General features: G+C 41.1%; 15 protein-coding genes. 14 read left to right on the top strand and 1 reads right to left on the bottom strand.

Features of this window, described 5'->3' with window-relative positions:
* Positions 1-11: 11 nt before the first annotated feature.
* From G6554_RS08550 to G6554_RS08605, 12 genes are all read left to right on the top strand, one after another.
* Complete coding sequence (locus G6554_RS08550; RefSeq protein WP_166240736.1) at positions 12-299, top strand: hypothetical protein; 288 nt, start codon at positions 12-14, stop codon at positions 297-299.
* Entirely contained in the window at positions 289-3,972 is a 3,684-nt protein-coding gene (locus tag G6554_RS08555; protein ID WP_166240738.1) for a nitrate reductase subunit alpha, read from the top strand. Before G6554_RS08550 ends, G6554_RS08555 begins: the two co-directional genes overlap by 11 nt.
* Positions 3,962-5,464, top strand: a complete 1,503-nt coding sequence (gene narH / locus G6554_RS08560; RefSeq protein WP_166240740.1) for a nitrate reductase subunit beta — start codon at positions 3,962-3,964, stop codon at positions 5,462-5,464. The genes G6554_RS08555 and narH overlap by 11 nt, the downstream gene beginning before the upstream one ends.
* On the top strand, positions 5,461-6,063 hold the full coding sequence (gene narJ / locus G6554_RS08565) for a nitrate reductase molybdenum cofactor assembly chaperone (RefSeq protein ID WP_166240742.1): 603 nt from the start codon (positions 5,461-5,463) through the stop codon (positions 6,061-6,063). The genes narH and narJ overlap by 4 nt, the downstream gene beginning before the upstream one ends.
* Positions 6,064-6,154: 91 nt before the next feature.
* A complete protein-coding gene (gene narI / locus G6554_RS08570; RefSeq protein WP_166240744.1) occupies positions 6,155-6,844 on the top strand; it encodes a respiratory nitrate reductase subunit gamma in 690 nt (229 codons plus the stop codon).
* 244 nt (positions 6,845-7,088) lie between these two features.
* Positions 7,089-8,078: a LacI family DNA-binding transcriptional regulator gene (locus G6554_RS08575; RefSeq protein WP_166240746.1), complete on the top strand. Its 990-nt coding sequence runs from the start codon at positions 7,089-7,091 to the stop codon at positions 8,076-8,078.
* Between the two features lie 40 nt (positions 8,079-8,118).
* The gene (locus tag G6554_RS08580) at positions 8,119-9,141 is read left to right on the top strand and encodes a Gfo/Idh/MocA family protein (protein WP_166240748.1); all 1,023 of its coding nucleotides are present in this window, start codon (positions 8,119-8,121) and stop codon (positions 9,139-9,141) included.
* A 150-nt stretch (positions 9,142-9,291) separates the two neighbouring features.
* Positions 9,292-10,098: a sugar phosphate isomerase/epimerase family protein gene (locus G6554_RS08585; protein WP_166240750.1), complete on the top strand. Its 807-nt coding sequence runs from the start codon at positions 9,292-9,294 to the stop codon at positions 10,096-10,098.
* A 9-nt stretch (positions 10,099-10,107) separates the two neighbouring features.
* Positions 10,108-11,097, top strand: coding sequence for a Gfo/Idh/MocA family protein (locus G6554_RS08590; RefSeq protein WP_207627561.1), 990 nt, complete (start codon positions 10,108-10,110; stop codon positions 11,095-11,097).
* Between the two features lie 96 nt (positions 11,098-11,193).
* The gene (locus tag G6554_RS08595) at positions 11,194-12,171 is read left to right on the top strand and encodes an ABC transporter substrate-binding protein (protein WP_166240754.1); all 978 of its coding nucleotides are present in this window, start codon (positions 11,194-11,196) and stop codon (positions 12,169-12,171) included.
* A gap of 91 nt (positions 12,172-12,262) precedes the next feature.
* Positions 12,263-13,750, top strand: coding sequence for a sugar ABC transporter ATP-binding protein (locus G6554_RS08600; protein ID WP_166240756.1), 1,488 nt, complete (start codon positions 12,263-12,265; stop codon positions 13,748-13,750).
* Between the two features lie 22 nt (positions 13,751-13,772).
* The gene (locus G6554_RS08605) at positions 13,773-14,819 is read left to right on the top strand and encodes an ABC transporter permease (protein ID WP_166240758.1); all 1,047 of its coding nucleotides are present in this window, start codon (positions 13,773-13,775) and stop codon (positions 14,817-14,819) included.
* Positions 14,820-14,851: 32 nt separating this feature from the next.
* Here G6554_RS08605 and G6554_RS08610 read toward each other — a convergent pair whose 3' ends face one another.
* On the bottom strand, positions 14,852-15,067 hold the full coding sequence (locus G6554_RS08610) for a spore germination protein (RefSeq protein WP_166240760.1): 216 nt from the start codon (positions 15,065-15,067) through the stop codon (positions 14,852-14,854).
* Between the two features lie 194 nt (positions 15,068-15,261).
* Between G6554_RS08610 and G6554_RS08615 the strand changes: the two genes are divergently transcribed.
* Entirely contained in the window at positions 15,262-16,059 is a 798-nt protein-coding gene (locus G6554_RS08615; protein WP_166240763.1) for a DUF2935 domain-containing protein, read from the top strand.
* A 128-nt stretch (positions 16,060-16,187) separates the two neighbouring features.
* Positions 16,188-16,535: a hypothetical protein gene (locus G6554_RS08620; protein ID WP_166240765.1), complete on the top strand. Its 348-nt coding sequence runs from the start codon at positions 16,188-16,190 to the stop codon at positions 16,533-16,535.
* Positions 16,536-16,590: the final 55 nt, after the last annotated feature.

A 16,590-nucleotide genomic window follows, 5' to 3' on the forward strand; every position in this document is an offset into this window, starting at 1 on the left:
TGACTAATCCATTGTTTTCATTTGAAACGGATCCAATGCTTGTCGATGATCGGGAGGACTTAATTGCAGTACTCAGGATGCGATTTGGCGAGATTTCAGGAGATATGATCCAGCATATCTATGAAATTGATGATATGAATACGTTACAAAGGTTGATCCTTGCAGCAGCAAATGCGGCAAGTTGGAATGTCTTTCTAGAGGAACTTCAGAGTGGGGAAAACTCATTCAAAATTTTGGGTGAAGAGTTTAATCCGTTAAGTGAAATCTTGAAAGGAAGGGGTGGCGTCGATGCAGTCTAAAAAAAATAATCTGCTCCATTCACTCAAGCATTTAGTCCGCGGTGAACGGATAAATGATGGCTGGACGGAAGAGAATCCCCGACCACGTGATTGGGAAGAGGTTTACCGGAGACGCTGGCAACATGATAAAGTTGTCCGTTCAACACATGGGGTGAACTGTACTGGATCATGCAGCTGGAAAATTCATGTGAAGGACGGAATTATTGCATGGGAAACCCAGCAAACAGATTATCCGTCAACAGGTGATGATTTTCCGGAGTATGAACCAAGAGGATGTCCTCGTGGGGCAAGCTTTTCGTGGTATACATACAGTCCTACTCGTGTGAAGTATCCGTATGTCCGTGGAGACCTGCTTGCCTTATGGCAGGAAGAGATGAAAAGGGCAGAAAATCCCGTGCAGGCATGGGAAAATATTGTGACTGATCCAAAAAAACGTGAACAATATGTGAGAGCACGTGGTAAAGGCGGGTTTGTCAGGGGAACGTGGAAAGACGTTTGTCTAATGATCGCCGCCTCGACCATTTATACCATAAAAAAATATGGCCCGGATCGCATTGTTGGATTCAGTCCGATTCCGGCGATGTCAATGGTTAGCTATGCTGGCGGAACGAGATTTTTATCGCTAATTGGTGGTACGATTTTAAGCTTTTACGATTGGTATGCAGATTTACCACCCGCTTCTCCACAGGTTTGGGGAGATCAGACGGATGTACCGGAAAGTGGTGACTGGTATAATTCCAAGTATTTTATTATTTGGGGTACAAATATTCCGCAAACGAGAACTCCAGATGCCCACTTTATGGTGGAATCACGCTATAACGGGACCAAGATTGTCGGGGTTAGTCCTGATTACGCTGAATATGATAAGTTTGCAGATATGTGGCTGCCAGCCAAGGCTGGTACAGATGGCGCACTTGCCATGGCGATGACGCATGTTATTTTAAAGGAATTTTATGTGGATAAAGAAACACCTTATTTTAGTGATTATGCAAAACAATATACAGACCTCCCCTATCTTGTCACGTTATCTAAAATAAATGGCAGTTATCGTTCTGATCGTTTTTTACGAGCTTCCGATATTTCAGCTGGGGAAGATAAATTAGGTGAATGGAAAACGGTTGTTTGGGACGACAACAGCAAGAATTTTGCGATACCAAACGGTAGTCAAGGGTTTAGATGGGATGAGGGCAACAAATGGAATTTAGATTTGACCACGGAAGATGGTTCAACTATTAATCCACTGCTCAGCTTTTTACATGAAAAAGATGATGTGGCAATGGTTGAATTCCCTTATTTTGCTGAAAAAGCGGGCGGAAAGAGTGAACGGGGTGTTCCAATTAAGCGGATTAAAGATCAATCTGGTAATGAACTAATCGTTACGACTGTCTATGATCTGATGCTTGCCCACACGGGGATTAATCGGGGTCTTCAGGGGGATTATCCTACTGATTATAACGACGCCAATAAGCCTTATACCCCTGCATGGCAGGAGAGTATTACGGGTGTAAATAAGGCGCATGTCATCCAAGTGGCGAGAGAGTTCGCCGACAATGCAGCGCGGACACAAGGGAAATCCATGATTGCCATGGGCGGGGGCACAAACCACTGGTTCCATAGTGATCAAATTTATCGATCGATTTTGAATCTCGTTTTATTAACTGGTTCACAAGGGGTAAATGGCGGAGGCTGGGCCCATTATGTTGGTCAAGAGAAGGTTCGTCCCTTAGAAGGATTTTCCCAAATTGCCTTTGCAAATGATTGGGTTAAATCGCCCCGCTTCATGAATGGTACGTCGTTCTTTTATTTTGCAACTGAACAATTCCGCTATGAATATGATTTTGACGATTCACAAACTGAGTGGGGAAGTCAATATGCAAAAATGCACCCGGCAGACTTTAATGCGCTGTCAGCGCGTCTTGGCTGGCTGCCAAGCTTTCCGCAGCTTTCACAAAATTCATTAGAAGTGATGAAAGAAGCGCGAAAACAATCAAGTGACGATCAAGCTCTGGTTGCTGATATCGCCAAACAGTTAAAAGAAGGAAAGCTTGATTTTGCCATTGAAAATCCCAATGACCCGCGAAACTTTCCGCGTGTGTTTTTTAATTGGCGCTCCAATCTCCTTGGTGACAGCGGAAAGGGACACGAGTACTTTGTGAAACATCTCATTGGATCAACAGATTCGGTGCTGACAGATGTCGAGAACTCTTGGCAGCCTAAGGATGTTAATATTACGGAAAAGCCGCCGGAAGCAAAAACGGACCTGTTTATCAGTATGGATTTCCGGATGACAAGCTCTGGCCTTTTTTCTGATATTATTCTGCCGGCCGCGACCTGGTACGAAAAATATGATATTAGCAGCACGGACCTGCATCCATTTGTCCATCCATTTAATGCGGCGATTAGCCCACCGTGGGACACAAGAAGTGATTGGGACGCCTTCAGGGAGATTGCGAAGGTTTTTTCGGAGCTGGCTATGGAGCATCTTCCTGCTCAAGAGGATCTGATTATGTCACCGCTTGCCCATGATACGATTAATGAAATTGCCCAGCCGATGGGAAAAGTGATGGACTGGCGTAAAGGGGAAGTGGAAGCGATTCCCGGAAAAACGATGCCAAATTTCACGATTTTAAAACGGGATTATCCCCATGTTTATGATATGTGGATCACCGTCGGGCCTAATATTAAAAATGGCTATGGAACAAAGGGTGTTCGGATTCCTGGAGATAAAGTGTATAAGGAATTACTAAGCCGGCTTGGAACTTCTAAGCATGAAGGGATTGGAAAGGGGTACCCGGATCTATATTCTGATAAAAAGGCGATTAATGCCATCCTCTTAATGTCAGGTGCCACAAACGGGAAAAGAGCAGTTGAAGGCTGGAAATCGATGGAGGAAAAGACCGGTAAGAAACTTGCTCATATTTCGGAGGGGCGAGAGGAAGAAGATTATACGCTAGATGCGTTAACGATACAGCCGCGCCCAGCGATTTCAACACCAGTTTGGAGTGGCCTTGAGAATGATAACCGCCGCTATTCGCCCTTTACGGTCAATAAGGAATTTCATATTCCATGGCATACTTTGACAGGACGGCAAAGCTTTTATCTAGATCATGAGGTCATGCTTGATTATGGCGAGGGTCTCCCCTTATATATTCCACCCATTTCAAAGGGACCATTTATTAAAGGAGAAAAGGAAATAGAGGGCAGCGGCAAATCAATTACGCTCCGGTATATGACCCCCCATCAAAAGTGGGGAATTCATACGATGTTTACCGATACAACCAATATGATTCAGTTATTCCGCGGCTGGCAGGTCGTCTGGATGAATGAAGAGGATGGAGCCGAAATTGGCATAAAAGATAATGATTGGATAGAGCTTTATAACCGAAATGGGGTTGTGGTAGCAAGGGCCGTGTTGACTTACCGGATGCCGCGAGGGGCTGTTTACATGCATCATGCCCAGGATCGCACCATGGGTGTACCAGGTAATACAATAAATAAAACGCGCGGTGGTACCCACAACAGTGTAACGAGAATTTATCCGAAGGCAACCCATATGATTGGCGGATATTCCCAGCTTAGCTATGGATTCAATTATTATGGACCAACAGGCAGTCAGCGAGATACATTGACGATTGTCCGACCATTAAAGGAGGTCGATTGGCTTGAAAATTAAAGCGCAAGTAGCAATGGTCATGCACCTAGATAAATGTATTGGCTGTCATACTTGTTCCGTCACCTGTAAAAATGTCTGGACAAACCGCCCAGGTACAGAGTATGTCTGGTTTAACAATGTAGAGACACGCCCGGGACCTGGTTATCCTAAGGAATGGGAAAATACTGACCGTTATAAGGGTGGCTGGGTCATGCGAAATGGCAAACTGCATTTACGTGCGGGTGGACCCATTTCAAAGCTGGCTAATATTTTTTACAATCCCAATATGGCGGATATAGACGATTTTTATGAGCCTTGGACGTATGACTTTAAACATTTGCATGAAAGTCCCAAGAAGGAACATTTACCAGTAGCACGGCCGAAGTCGATGATAACGGGTAAGTACATCGATAAGCCTGAATGGGGTCCGAACTGGGATGATGACTTGGCTGGAGGCAGTAAAGTAGTTCCAATGGATCCCAATGTCCAAAAGGTTCAGGAACATATTGCAATGGAGTATGAAAAAACGTTCATGATGTATTTACCGCGAATATGTGAGCATTGTCTTAATCCATCCTGTGTTGCCTCATGTCCAACAGGTGCTCTATATAAAAGGGACGAAGATGGGATAGTCCTTGTTGATCAGGATGCCTGCCGTGGCTGGCGTTTTTGTCAAAATGGCTGTCCCTATCATAAGGTGTACTACAATTGGAACACGCATAAGGCGGAGAAATGTAATTTCTGTTATCCAAGGACAGAAGCAGGACTTCCGACGATTTGTTCAGAAACCTGTGTGGGGCGGATTCGCTATATCGGTGTCGTCTTATATGATGCAGATCGAGTGAAGGAAGCGGCTTCCGTTGAAGATCCAAAGGAATTGTATGAAGCACAGCTTTCTGTCTTTTTAGACCCGTTTGACCCTGAGGTTATTGCGAAGGCACAGGAACAAGGAATAAACAATAGCTGGATTCAAAGCGCTCAGGAGTCTCCTGTCTATAAGATGGCCATGAAGTGGAAAATCGCTTTGCCGCTTCATCCGGAGTATCGGACACTACCGATGGTTTGGTATGTACCACCGCTTAGCCCAATCATGAATCATATCACGAATGAGCAGCAGTTATCTGCCGATGGCTATATTCCAGCGGTTGATCAAATGAGAATTCCAATGGAGTATTTAGCCTCTTTATTAACTGCTGATGATACCGATGTGATTCGGAGAGTCCTGTTAAAAATGGCAGCAATGCGTGTTCATATGCGTGAAAAGACGGTTGGTGGCGGCGATAAGCTAAAGGTCAGCAAGCTTTTGAAAGAAGCGGGGACGACACCGGAAGAACTAGAAGAGATGGCTCGCTTACTTGCGGTTGCAAAATATAATGAGCGCTTCGTAATTCCGACAGGACGGCGGGAAATGGTGGATGACTCACATTATAAGCAGGGGTCATGCAGCATTGAAGACCTCGCTCCACCGGAAGGCATGACGACATATCCATATGAAAGAAGTGAAAGTCAATGACGAATGAGTCCGCCGCCATTCTGGTCATTATGTCCCGAATTTTGGAATATCCGAATCATTCCTTTTTTGAAGAGCTGCCCGCCATTGAAAATTTCTTAGATGAAAGCATTCAGTCGGAATCGCTTCGAATGGAAATCTTTAAAGGAATTCAGCCCTTGTATGAATTGGATCTAATGGACCTGCAGGAACTATATGTGGAAACGTTTGATTATAAGGAACAAACAAGTCTTTATTTAACCGCCCATGAGCTGGGGGACAGTCGGAAGCGTGGGGCCGCCTTGGTAAAATTACAGAAGCTGATTTGTGAAGGCGGCTATGAGTATGAAGGGAAGGAATTGGCTGATTATATCCCCATGTTGTTAGAACTATTGGCAGTCGCACCAAAGGGAGAGAACTTCCTTAGACTTGAACGTCGGTTATCCTTTGCCATCCATCGACTCTTGAACCATCTTTCCAATGATAATCCGTATTCCAAGGCCATTGACTTAATGATGAAGTTTGTTTTTACAGCACCCGGAATAGAGGAACTGGCATTATTGGAAAATGAACGCGAAGAAGCTGATTTGGAAGAACTGCCATACCCGATGATGTACCGGTAGAGCGTTGATAAGTTTTGGGGGGGCCATATCGATACTACTTCAAAATTATGCTAACTCAAAACATTAAGCTTGTTTACAAAGGAGGTTTGAAATGGAAGAAATTTTTTGGTGGACGATTTTTCCTTATATCTGTGGTACGATCCTAATTGTAGCGACATTTTACCGCTTTATTTTTCGCGGTAAAAGTTGGTATGCACCATCAACAGAAATTTTTGGCAAAAAGTGGTTACGTATGGGATCCGTTATTTTCCATTATGGGATCATCTTTGCCTTTATCGGTCATATAATGGGAATATTGATTCCTATCGAATTTTATGAATCCATTGGTATTAATGAACATATGTACCATTTTGGTGCGATTGCGGGCGGTGGAATAGCGGGATTAATGGTAGTATTCGGTCTGGTAGTTATGTTAATTCGGAAATTTTCCTTTCCGCGCGTTCGGGTACATACTACTTTTGCGGATTATTTCACGATTGTCTTGCTGCTCATCATTGCCGCGTTGGGGACATATATGACCTTAATCTATAGTACAACTGTGGTTGCTTATGAATATCGATTGACGATTGGTCCCTGGTTTAGGAGTCTATTCACCTTGCAACCACTATCAGACTTAATGATAGGAATTCCGACCCTCTTTAAGGTCCATGTGATTTTGTCATTCTTTTTATTTGCATCCATTCCATTTACACAGCTTGTTCATATGTTCAGTTTCCCTGCCCGCTATCCAGCTCGGGCACCACAGCAATATCGGTCAAGGGACGGGTATGATAAGGGCTAATTTTTTCTGAATATGATTGTGACAAGACTAGAGGGTCAGTTCCCCAGAACGTAGGGGGCTGCCCCTTTTTTCCATTTTAAACATGTAATCCATTCCACTTTATTTATAGGATAGCTTGATAACGATCAGAATATATTGAACTATATGAGTGGATAGTGGCATATAGTTAGTAACGAGATTCACCATGTTCATAAATTTGTAATCGATTACAATTGATTAATTTTAATTGAAAGTGGGAGGCATCATGGCAAATATTCAACAAGTAGCTGAAAAAGCGGGTGTTTCCGTTGCAACGGTTTCTAGGGTATTAAATAACGTGACCTCCGTCAGTGCAAAAACGAGACTGAAGGTGGAAAGGGCGATTAAAGAACTGAAATATGAACCAAGTATGCTAGGGAGAAATCTTCGAAACTCCGAAAGTCGTCTAATACTTGTCTTGATTCCCAGTATTTCCAACCCCTTTTATGCTGAAATAATTAATGGGATCGAAACGATTGCCCTTGCCAGCTATTACAACATTCTCCTCTGTCAAACAGCCTCAGATCCCCAGCGCGAAAATATTTACTTTAACATGGTAAAAAATAAACTGGCTGATGGGATAATTTCAATGGATCCAACCATCAATAGGCAAAAACTTAATGAACTTGCCGAGCATCATTCGATTATTCTCTGCAGTGAGTACGAAGAAGGCGGTTCCATTCCTTACGTTACCATTGATCATAAACTTGCTGCATATCGTGCTGTGAAACATTTGATTAAACTAGGGAATAAGAAAATTGCGCTGATTAATTCTGATGAAAAGTTTTTATATGCCCGCCAGCGAAGAGAGGGCTATGAAAGGGCATTAAAAGAGTTTGCCCTGCCCATTCGCAAGGAATGGATCTGTCATTCCGACCATCTAGATTTTGAACAGGGCGTTCGTGCCATGAGAAGGTTGCTGCAAGTAAAGGAGAGACCAACAGCTATATTTGCTGTATCCGATACATTGGCGATTGGTGCATTAAAAGAGATCAATGCCTGTGGCTTACAGGTTCCAGATGATATCGCCGTCATTGGTTTTGATAAAATCAGCTTTTCCAATATGACAAATCCTCCGCTCACGACAGTTGCACAACCGATGTTTAAAATGGGGTGTACAGCCGCAAACATGCTAATTAATCGGATAAAAGGAAATAAAGTGGAAAGTATTGTTTTGGAGCACGAATTAGTCATTCGTGGTTCAACCATGGGATAGATCATCACAGGAGAATGTAATCAAAGGAGGTTTGGGATCATTGGGCATTACAGTAGGAATCATAGGATGCGGTTCGATTGCGAAACTCCGCCATGCTCCGGAGTATAAAGCAAATCCGCACGTAGATGAGATTGTCTTCTTTGATCGTCATGTAGAAAGAGCAAAAGAGCTGGCAAAGGAATTTGGAGGCAGGTCGGTGGAAACCGTGGAAGAACTACTATCAGATCCGAAGATCGTGGCAGTTAGCGATTGTTCCTCTAATGAAGCCCATCATATAAATTCTACTAATGCATTGTTAAGTGGAAAGCATGTTCTTTGTGAAAAACCATTAGCAATCAACGTGTTATGTGCAGAGAAGATCCTTCAAGCACAAGCAAAATCTGGCAAGAAATTAATGGTAGATCATAATCAGCGATTTACAAAAGCCCATCAAAAGGCAAAGGAAATCATTGAAAAGAAAGTGCTTGGTGATGTGCTGACCTTTAAAACCTCCTTTGGCCATAAAGGCCCTGAGAGCTGGGGAATAGACAAGTCGAATGCGACTTGGTTTTTTAAAAAAGAGCGGTCTCACTCTGGTGTTGCGGGTGATCTAGGTATTCATAAGATTGATTTAATCCATTACCTTTTGGATGATGAAATTGAAGAGGTTCATGCGTTTCACGGAGTTCTTGATAAAGTCAATGAAAGGGGAAAGCCCATTGATGTGTGTGACAACGTTGTCTGTGCATTAAAGACGAAAAAAGGCCGTTTAGGGACTTCGTCCTTCTCGTGGACCTATTATGGATGTGAAGATAATTCAACCACTATTTATTGTCAAAAAGGGATCATTAAAATTTATCATCATCCCAATCATCAACTGATGATTGAAATGAAGGATGGGCAAAAGGTCAATTATCAACTAGAACCGATTCAAACAAATGACAACCAAACCTCTACCGGCGTCATTGATTCGTTTATCGAATCGATTCTAAATGATACGGAACCAGCTGTTACGGGCGAGCAGGCGCTAGTTACACTTAAAGTGATTGAGAAGATTATGGGTCATGATCAAAAAGAATCATAAGCAGAATAATTATCGGAATATTCACTTTTATATACTATTAATGTAACGGATTTCATATTATATGATTAGAAATTGTAATACTAAAGTCATATTCGTTGTGATTGCTTCTGTCTAGTATATTGCCATCAAAGACATTCAAAGGGGGTTGTCATGTTAGAACAGCTTGCCATCAATTCCAATACGTATCACGGTTATTCATTAGAGGATGCAGTTAAGGGGGCAAGGAACGCTGGTTTTACTCAAATCGAATTAGCGGCTGTGAAAGACCATACCGCACATGTTTTACCAGAAATGTCGTTGCTTGAACGAAACCGTGTGAAAGAATTGCTTCGTGATTATGGGATGAAATGCGTCGGGATTGGAGCACATAGTAACGTCATGAGTACAGAGGGTATTACTAATCTATTAAAAAGTATTGATTTGGCTGTGGAATTTGATTGTCCCTATATCATTACAGCAACGGGTAATGCCCATGATGACGCAGATGTGATTACCGATCAGACGGAATTAGCTAGGAATTTAGCACCGATTATTGAAAAGTGTGAGAAGCGAAATAAGGTGCTAGTCCTTGAAACACACGGAAATAACTACCCGACAGGCTCTTCGTTAAAAAATTTAGCTATGCTGCTAAATAACCGTGTCAAAATCAATTATGATACAGCAAATGTGATCTTTTATGGAAATATATTACCATATGCGGATTTAGAGGCTTCCATTGATTATGTGGAATTCATCCATTTAAAAGATAAGCTCGGTCCTTATAACGAGTGGAATTTTCCGGCGATTGGGGATGGGAACCTAAATTTCTCTAAAATTTTTGGAACACTAAGGAAAGCAAACTATAAGGGACCGATTAGTGTTGAGATTGAATTTACACCTTCTGGCCCAGCAAATCTTGACGAAGTAAACCAAAGTGTAAAAAGGTCCTTCAGCTATCTTTCCAAACTAATCGGTTAACCATGGAGGTTGGTTGGCATAGGGTTTATCGGGAAGATGCATTTAGAAGCGTACCATCAACTTGAAAATTGTCAGGTAAAGGCAATTTTTACGAGAAATGTGGAGAAAAGTCAGCAAATACCGAGCCATTACAATGGTTCCTTTGTGACAAATTATGAGGATTTATTGCATGATCCAAAAATCGATATCATTGATATTTGTCTACCAACCTATTTACATGAGGAATATCTTATTAAGGCAGCGAATGCCGGAAAACATATCATTTGTGAAAAACCATTAACCTTAACGTTGGAATCAGCAAAAAGAATAATTGATGCGGTTACAATAAATAAAGTGAAGTTATTTGTTGGGCATGTGCTGCGATTTTGGCCAGAATATCAGTTGGTAAAATCCATTAGTGAAACTGTCAAATTAAAGGATATTGAACTTGTTCATGCCAGACGATTGGGTCAGGCACCCGCATGGAGTAAGTGGATTCAAGATCCAGAAAAAAGTGGCGGTGCATTATTTGATCTCCATATCCATGATATTGATTTCGTCTATTATTTGCTCGGTCAAGTTGACACTGTCTATGCGGTTGGAACTAAAAACAAATATGGAGCATGGGATCATGTGATGACCACACTGACATTTAAAAATAAAAGTAAAGCCTTTGTAGAAGCATCACAGCGTATGCCCATGAAATTTCCCTTTACTTTTGGCTTACGGGTTCAAGCCGATCAAGGTACAGTCGACTTTACGGTCGCTGCTGGCGAAAATATTGAAAACATTCATGAAAGCGAGCATCGGTTATCTTACTATGCAAACCAGAAGAAGTCATTGCTTTTGGTAGAAAAAGCTGATGCATTTCAAAATGAGCTTGCGTACTTTGTGAATTGCATCGAAAAAAACCAAGAAAATCAAGTAATTCCATTAGACGATGTAATCTATACTCTAAATATACTAAAGGCGATTGAAGATTCCTTGGAAAAGGGTCAAGTTGTGCAGATATATGTATGAAATGGTCATCCATAAAGAGTATTGAAATAGAGGATATGGAATCAGCGTTTGCTCGGTTTTTACTAGATTATGAGATTGACTAAGGGGGTTCGTTGAATGAAAAAGGCTCTAACTTTCCTTGTTTTGCTCGCTTTCCTTATGGTCCCGATTCTTAGCGCGTGTAATGCAAACACTGACACAAGTGATGGCAAGGGTAAAAGTGACACCGAAAAGAAAAAGCACAAAATTGGGATTCTGGCACCAGCTGTTACACATGGCTGGGTTGCGGCGGTTGCCTACAATGCAGAAGCTCGTGCGAAAGAACTGTCCGGCGTGATAGAATACAAGATTCAGACTAGTACAAATGCCCAAGAAATGACGTCTCAATTAGATGATTTAAAGACATGGGGGGCGGAAGCCATCGTTGCTTTCCCGCAATGGGAAGGCATGGAGGTACCAATTAAGCAGGCAATGGATGAAGGAATTAAGATAGTAAACTTTGATATCAAGATTGATGTCGATGGAGTATATCGGGTTGCTGGCGACAACAAAGACATGGGGGTCCAAGGTGCTAAATATATAGCAGATAAAATTGGTAAAGAGGGAACAGTTGTTATTCTTGAGGTACCATCATCAGGTTCCGTTTCAGAACTGAGAAAAGCAGGATTTGTTGATACCATGAAAGAGCTGGCACCGGATGTGAAACTTCTCACCTATGCTACACAGTTTACACGAGAAGATGGGTTGAAGGATTTTGCTGATATTTTAACGAAAAATCCAAAGATAGATGCGGTTTACTCCATGGACGATGAAACCTCAATCGGTGTCCTCCAAGCGATCAAAGAGGCTGGTAGAACGGATATTAAGGTCGTGACTGGCGGTGGCGGTATGCAGGAATATTTTAAGATGATGCCGGAAAATGATAATATCTTCATCGAGTCTGCACTATATAGCCCAGCAATGGTGAAAGATGCTGTCAATGTTGCACTTAAGCTTTTAAATGGTGAAAGTGTTTCAGAGGAGACGATTATTCCGACCACAATTGTTGATAAAACCAATTATAAGGACTTCCTTGACGATAAGTCACCGTATTAATTGACCATCTTCTAGAAATAAAAACAGAAATAATCGAGGGGTTATGGCGCAGCTGTAGCCTCTCTTTTTACAAAGAACTGGATGTGTTGTCATGATAATCGAGATAAAGAATATTCGAAAGTCTTTTGGAAGTAACACTGTACTTAGGGATGTGTCTCTTACCCTAATGGGCGGTGAAATATGTGCCTTACTTGGTGAAAATGGTGCCGGGAAATCAACCTTGATGAATATATTGGGTGGTGTCCATCAAATGGACGAAGGGACAATCATCATTGATGGCAATCCAGTGCAGTTCACCACGCCAGCACATTCACAGGAGGCGGGAATTGCCTTTATTCATCAGGAATTGAACCTCATCAATGATTTACCGATCTATGAAAACATGTTTCTTGGGAGGGAATTAAAAAACAAAAAAGGTCATCTTGACCTAGAAAGAATGATTCGCGAAACAGAAGAAGTGTTCGAACAAATGAATGTTCGCTTAGATGTGAAAACGATGGTTAGTGATTTAGATGCTTCATATAAACAAATCGTGGAAATATGCCGTGCTTTGATGATGAAAACATCCATCATCATTATGGATGAGCCGACGACATCCTTAACAGATCAGGAAATCAAGCGCGTATTTTCCATGATGAGAACATTGAGGGATAACAATGTAGGACTAATTTTCATCTCACATAAACTAAATGAGGTCATGGAAGTTTGCGAGAAATTTATCGTTCTTCGCGATGGTCAATTGGTGGAAGAAGGAAAGGTGAGCGATGTTACGACTGAAGACCTTGCACGGTTTATGGTGGGATATGATGTAAGAACCGAACCGCTTAAAAGAGAGAGAAGACTTGGAAATGAAGTATTGCGGGTTGAGGGACTTACAAATAAGCGTGTATTTCGCGACATTGGATTTTCCATCAGAGAAGGTGAAATTCTTGGGGTTACTGGACTCCTTGGTGATGGGCGAAGTGAGCTTTTTCAAGCGATTTTTGGAGCAGAAAAAGTGTCATCAGGTAAAATTTTCTTGAACGGTAAAGAGGTAGCCATCAAGAATACCTCTCAAGCAATCAATGAAGGTATTGCCTATATACCTAGAAATAGGAAAGAAAATGGAATTATTAAGGATATGAATATCTTTGAAAATGCGTCAATTGTCACGTGGCCTACATTTTCAAAACGAGGTGTCATTCAGACACAAAAACATGAGGCGAATTTTGAAAAGCACCGTCAAGCATTAAGGATAAAGATGGGAGAGATGACTGACAGCATCAATAGTCTATCTGGAGGAAATCAGCAGAAAGTGGTGTTAGCAAAGTGGCTTTCTGCAGGTCCCAAACTACTTATTTTAGATAACCCCACCCAAGGTGTAGATGTGGGTGCGAAAGAAGATATCTATGATATTATCTTAAAACTTGCCGAAGAAAATATTGCTATTGTCGTGCTTTCGAGTGAAGGACAGGAAATTATCCGGGTATGCGACCGAGCCCTTGTTATGTACCATGGTGTTATTCAAGGTGAAGTGGCTGGCGAGAAAATGAATAATCACAATATCATGAGCCTTGCAACCGGTGGACAACCGATATAGGTAAGAGAGGAGGAATCGAAAGATGGAAACTGAATTTGCCAAAACTAATAAAAACATTTTTAGCTGGTTTCGAGAAAAATGGGTGAATGTACCGTTATTTAGTATTGCCATTGCCTTCCTGATTATGGTCATTTTGCAGACATTGGTCCTTGGTTTTGATTATGATTCAATAGGCAGCTGGTTTCAATCCTGGTTGAATAACTGGATAAATATCCTACGAAATAATGCGAGTATTGGGATCATTGCTCTCGGAATGACACTTGTCATTATGACGGGAGGTATTGATTTAGCCGTCGGTTCTACTTTAGTTATTACAGGTGCTTTCGCTATGCTTTTGCTCGACACCGGCACAAGAGGGATCCTAGGAATTTTGGGTATGACAGGGTTTCCCGCATTTGTTGTTACCATTATTTTAGTGGTGCTGTTTGGCTATTTGTTGGGATCATTAATCGGTTTATCCGTTACAAAGGGGAAGGTGCCTCCATTCATTGTGACATTGGGTGCCATGATGATTTTTAGAAGTCTGACTCAGCATTTTATGCAAGGATATAATCCAAAGGTACCGATGGAATTTTTACAATTTGCTAGTTTTAAAATTGGAAGTTATATGATTATGCCCATTATTTATTGGGCTATCATTGCCTATATTCTTTACTATGTGTCTAAACGAACCACCTTTGGAAGACAGATTATTGCTGTGGGATCAAATGAACGAGCAGCAAAACTTTCCGGTGTTAATGTTGAACGTGTACAGCGACGCGTGTACGCCCTGATGGGTCTTCTCGTTTCGATTGCCGCCATCATTCAGGTTTCCCGGATTGGTTCCATGGACTTTTCGAATGCCGGAAGAGGAATGGAAATGGATGCGATTGCTGCAGCTGTTGTTGGTGGTACAAGTATGATGGGCGGAAGAGGCTTAATCATGGGAACCGTTTTTGGCATGTTGATTATTGCCGTCATGAATAATCTATTGAACCTATTTGGCGTCCCGCCATTTCTAAGAGAAGCATTTAAGGGAATGATCGTAATAGGCGCGGTCCTCTTACAAAGAAAAGAAAAAACAGCATAGTGACTTAATACAAGGGATCTAATGCCCTTTAACTAGGAATCCTGGGCAGTGTTTATATTTGAAGCAGATATTTTACCAAGAGTAATATTGGTGAATGAATTTACGCAGCCATCACCAAAATTAACATTCCCGCCAATGATCGAACTATTGGCATTATGGCTGTTATGATAGGTCGCTCCAAAATTAATGTTTGCATTAGTAGAAAGAGCTTGTACCGTAAATTGATAAATATTGATTGAGCATGCCATTTTAATCATCCTCCTTACTCCATGGTATTTTGAAGCAACGTTTGTGATTGTCCACCTGCCTAACATTCGTCAGTTTAATTTTAATACATCAAAGTTATTGCACATATGAATTTTTCTTCCTATCGTTCATAAGAAAATTAGAATGAGAATATACATCAAAATAGTGCGGCTAATTTTTACTGGGAGGAAAAATCATGAATGATGTCTTTGAGAAGACAGCAAGATTCGAACATCGTTTTTGGCTCCAAATAGTAGGTGATCATTCAAGGTTTATATATGAAGCTCTCGCGCCAGTTCAAACAGCGGAGATTGAGCAGGCCTCAAATTTTATCCTGGTATTCGATGAACTTCTGAGGGAAGCGAACTCGACTGATTTAAAGCAATTAACTGTCCAAGCTGAAACAGAAGTAATAAAATTACGCGAATTTAAATTTGAATTAATTCGAAAACATCTTATTGGGAAAATCAAAATCCACCTTTCACCTACGTTTCTTAATCATATGGTAAACGAGCTAGAAGAGTATTTACGAATCTTAACATACGTAAAGACCGGGCAACTTCCTCCTGTATACCATGAACTACATCATCATCTTTTATGGTTATCGGATGCTGTTGGCCATTCTGAGGCGATTTCCTCTAATTTAGATGGTGTTGAGAAGAAATTACGGGAGAAAAGCGAGTCCTTTAAGAAAGATTTTGAAGCGTTTTACTTAAAAGCAGTAGAATTGGCGGGATATTTAAGAACCAATTTAACTGCGTTTCCAGCTTTGTCAAAAATGAATGTGGATGCCCAGTTAGAAATAAAGCTGTTTCAAAACTTTTTACATGAAATAGAAGAACTGGAACTGAGTAAACAAGCATTAGGAACATTTGCCCCATTAATGGCGGATCATATGTCACGTGAAGAATGTTATTATCTTATGAAATTGGCAGAATCAGCAAATCTGGATTCACCAAACTGTGATCCCGCTAAACCTCGACTTAAGGAATGAAAAAACATCAAGGTAGGGATATCATCTCTGCCTTTTCGCTATTTTATATGATAGGTGTTACAAAACAGCTCCAAAACATACATTCTTCCTATAAAGTATTCATTTTTTGATAGCAAGGAGAGAGAGAGATGAACTTCGAAATGCAAAAAGCAATTATGCTGGCCGAGCAAATAAATGATTTTATTCAATATGTCCGAAGAAGTTATGAACCCAAAAATAGTGTTTACTCTAATAAAGATAGCATATATCAGATTAATCTGTGGGTGCAGGAATATAAGTTTCAAATCATTGCCGATGAACTCTATAGAATTAATCAATTCTCTTGGGATGAAAAGTATACCTTTTATTTAGTCGATCAATTTCAAAAGGGAATGAATATTATCGAAGAGTATGTTGCAAATAACTACAATGATTTATTTCTTTTTTCGGCTAGACTATATACTTTAAAAAATCTCATTCAATTATTGCAAAAATGATACACTGTGATGTGATAATTCAAGATAACCGGTATATTAACTCCTACCACTATTG

This window comes from Bacillus sp. MM2020_4 (genome assembly GCF_011250555.1).
Lineage (GTDB): Bacteria > Bacillota > Bacilli > Bacillales > Cytobacillaceae > Neobacillus.

What these genes read in the sequence shown, in the direction of transcription:
- G6554_RS08620 (WP_166240765.1), top strand. Translation starts at nt 16,188, where the DNA reads ATGAACTTCGAAATGCAAAAAGCAATTATGCTGGCCGAGCAAATAAAT.
- G6554_RS08610 (WP_166240760.1), bottom strand. Translation starts at nt 15,067, where the DNA reads ATGGCATGCTCAATCAATATTTATCAATTTACGGTACAAGCTCTTTCT.
- G6554_RS08555 (WP_166240738.1), top strand. Translation starts at nt 289, where the DNA reads ATGCAGTCTAAAAAAAATAATCTGCTCCATTCACTCAAGCATTTAGTC.
- G6554_RS08615 (WP_166240763.1), top strand. Translation starts at nt 15,262, where the DNA reads ATGAATGATGTCTTTGAGAAGACAGCAAGATTCGAACATCGTTTTTGG.
- G6554_RS08575 (WP_166240746.1), top strand. Translation starts at nt 7,089, where the DNA reads ATGGCAAATATTCAACAAGTAGCTGAAAAAGCGGGTGTTTCCGTTGCA.
- narJ (WP_166240742.1), top strand. Translation starts at nt 5,461, where the DNA reads ATGACGAATGAGTCCGCCGCCATTCTGGTCATTATGTCCCGAATTTTG.
- G6554_RS08600 (WP_166240756.1), top strand. Translation starts at nt 12,263, where the DNA reads ATGATAATCGAGATAAAGAATATTCGAAAGTCTTTTGGAAGTAACACT.
- G6554_RS08585 (WP_166240750.1), top strand. Translation starts at nt 9,292, where the DNA reads ATGTTAGAACAGCTTGCCATCAATTCCAATACGTATCACGGTTATTCA.
- G6554_RS08605 (WP_166240758.1), top strand. Translation starts at nt 13,773, where the DNA reads ATGGAAACTGAATTTGCCAAAACTAATAAAAACATTTTTAGCTGGTTT.
- narI (WP_166240744.1), top strand. Translation starts at nt 6,155, where the DNA reads ATGGAAGAAATTTTTTGGTGGACGATTTTTCCTTATATCTGTGGTACG.
- G6554_RS08595 (WP_166240754.1), top strand. Translation starts at nt 11,194, where the DNA reads ATGAAAAAGGCTCTAACTTTCCTTGTTTTGCTCGCTTTCCTTATGGTC.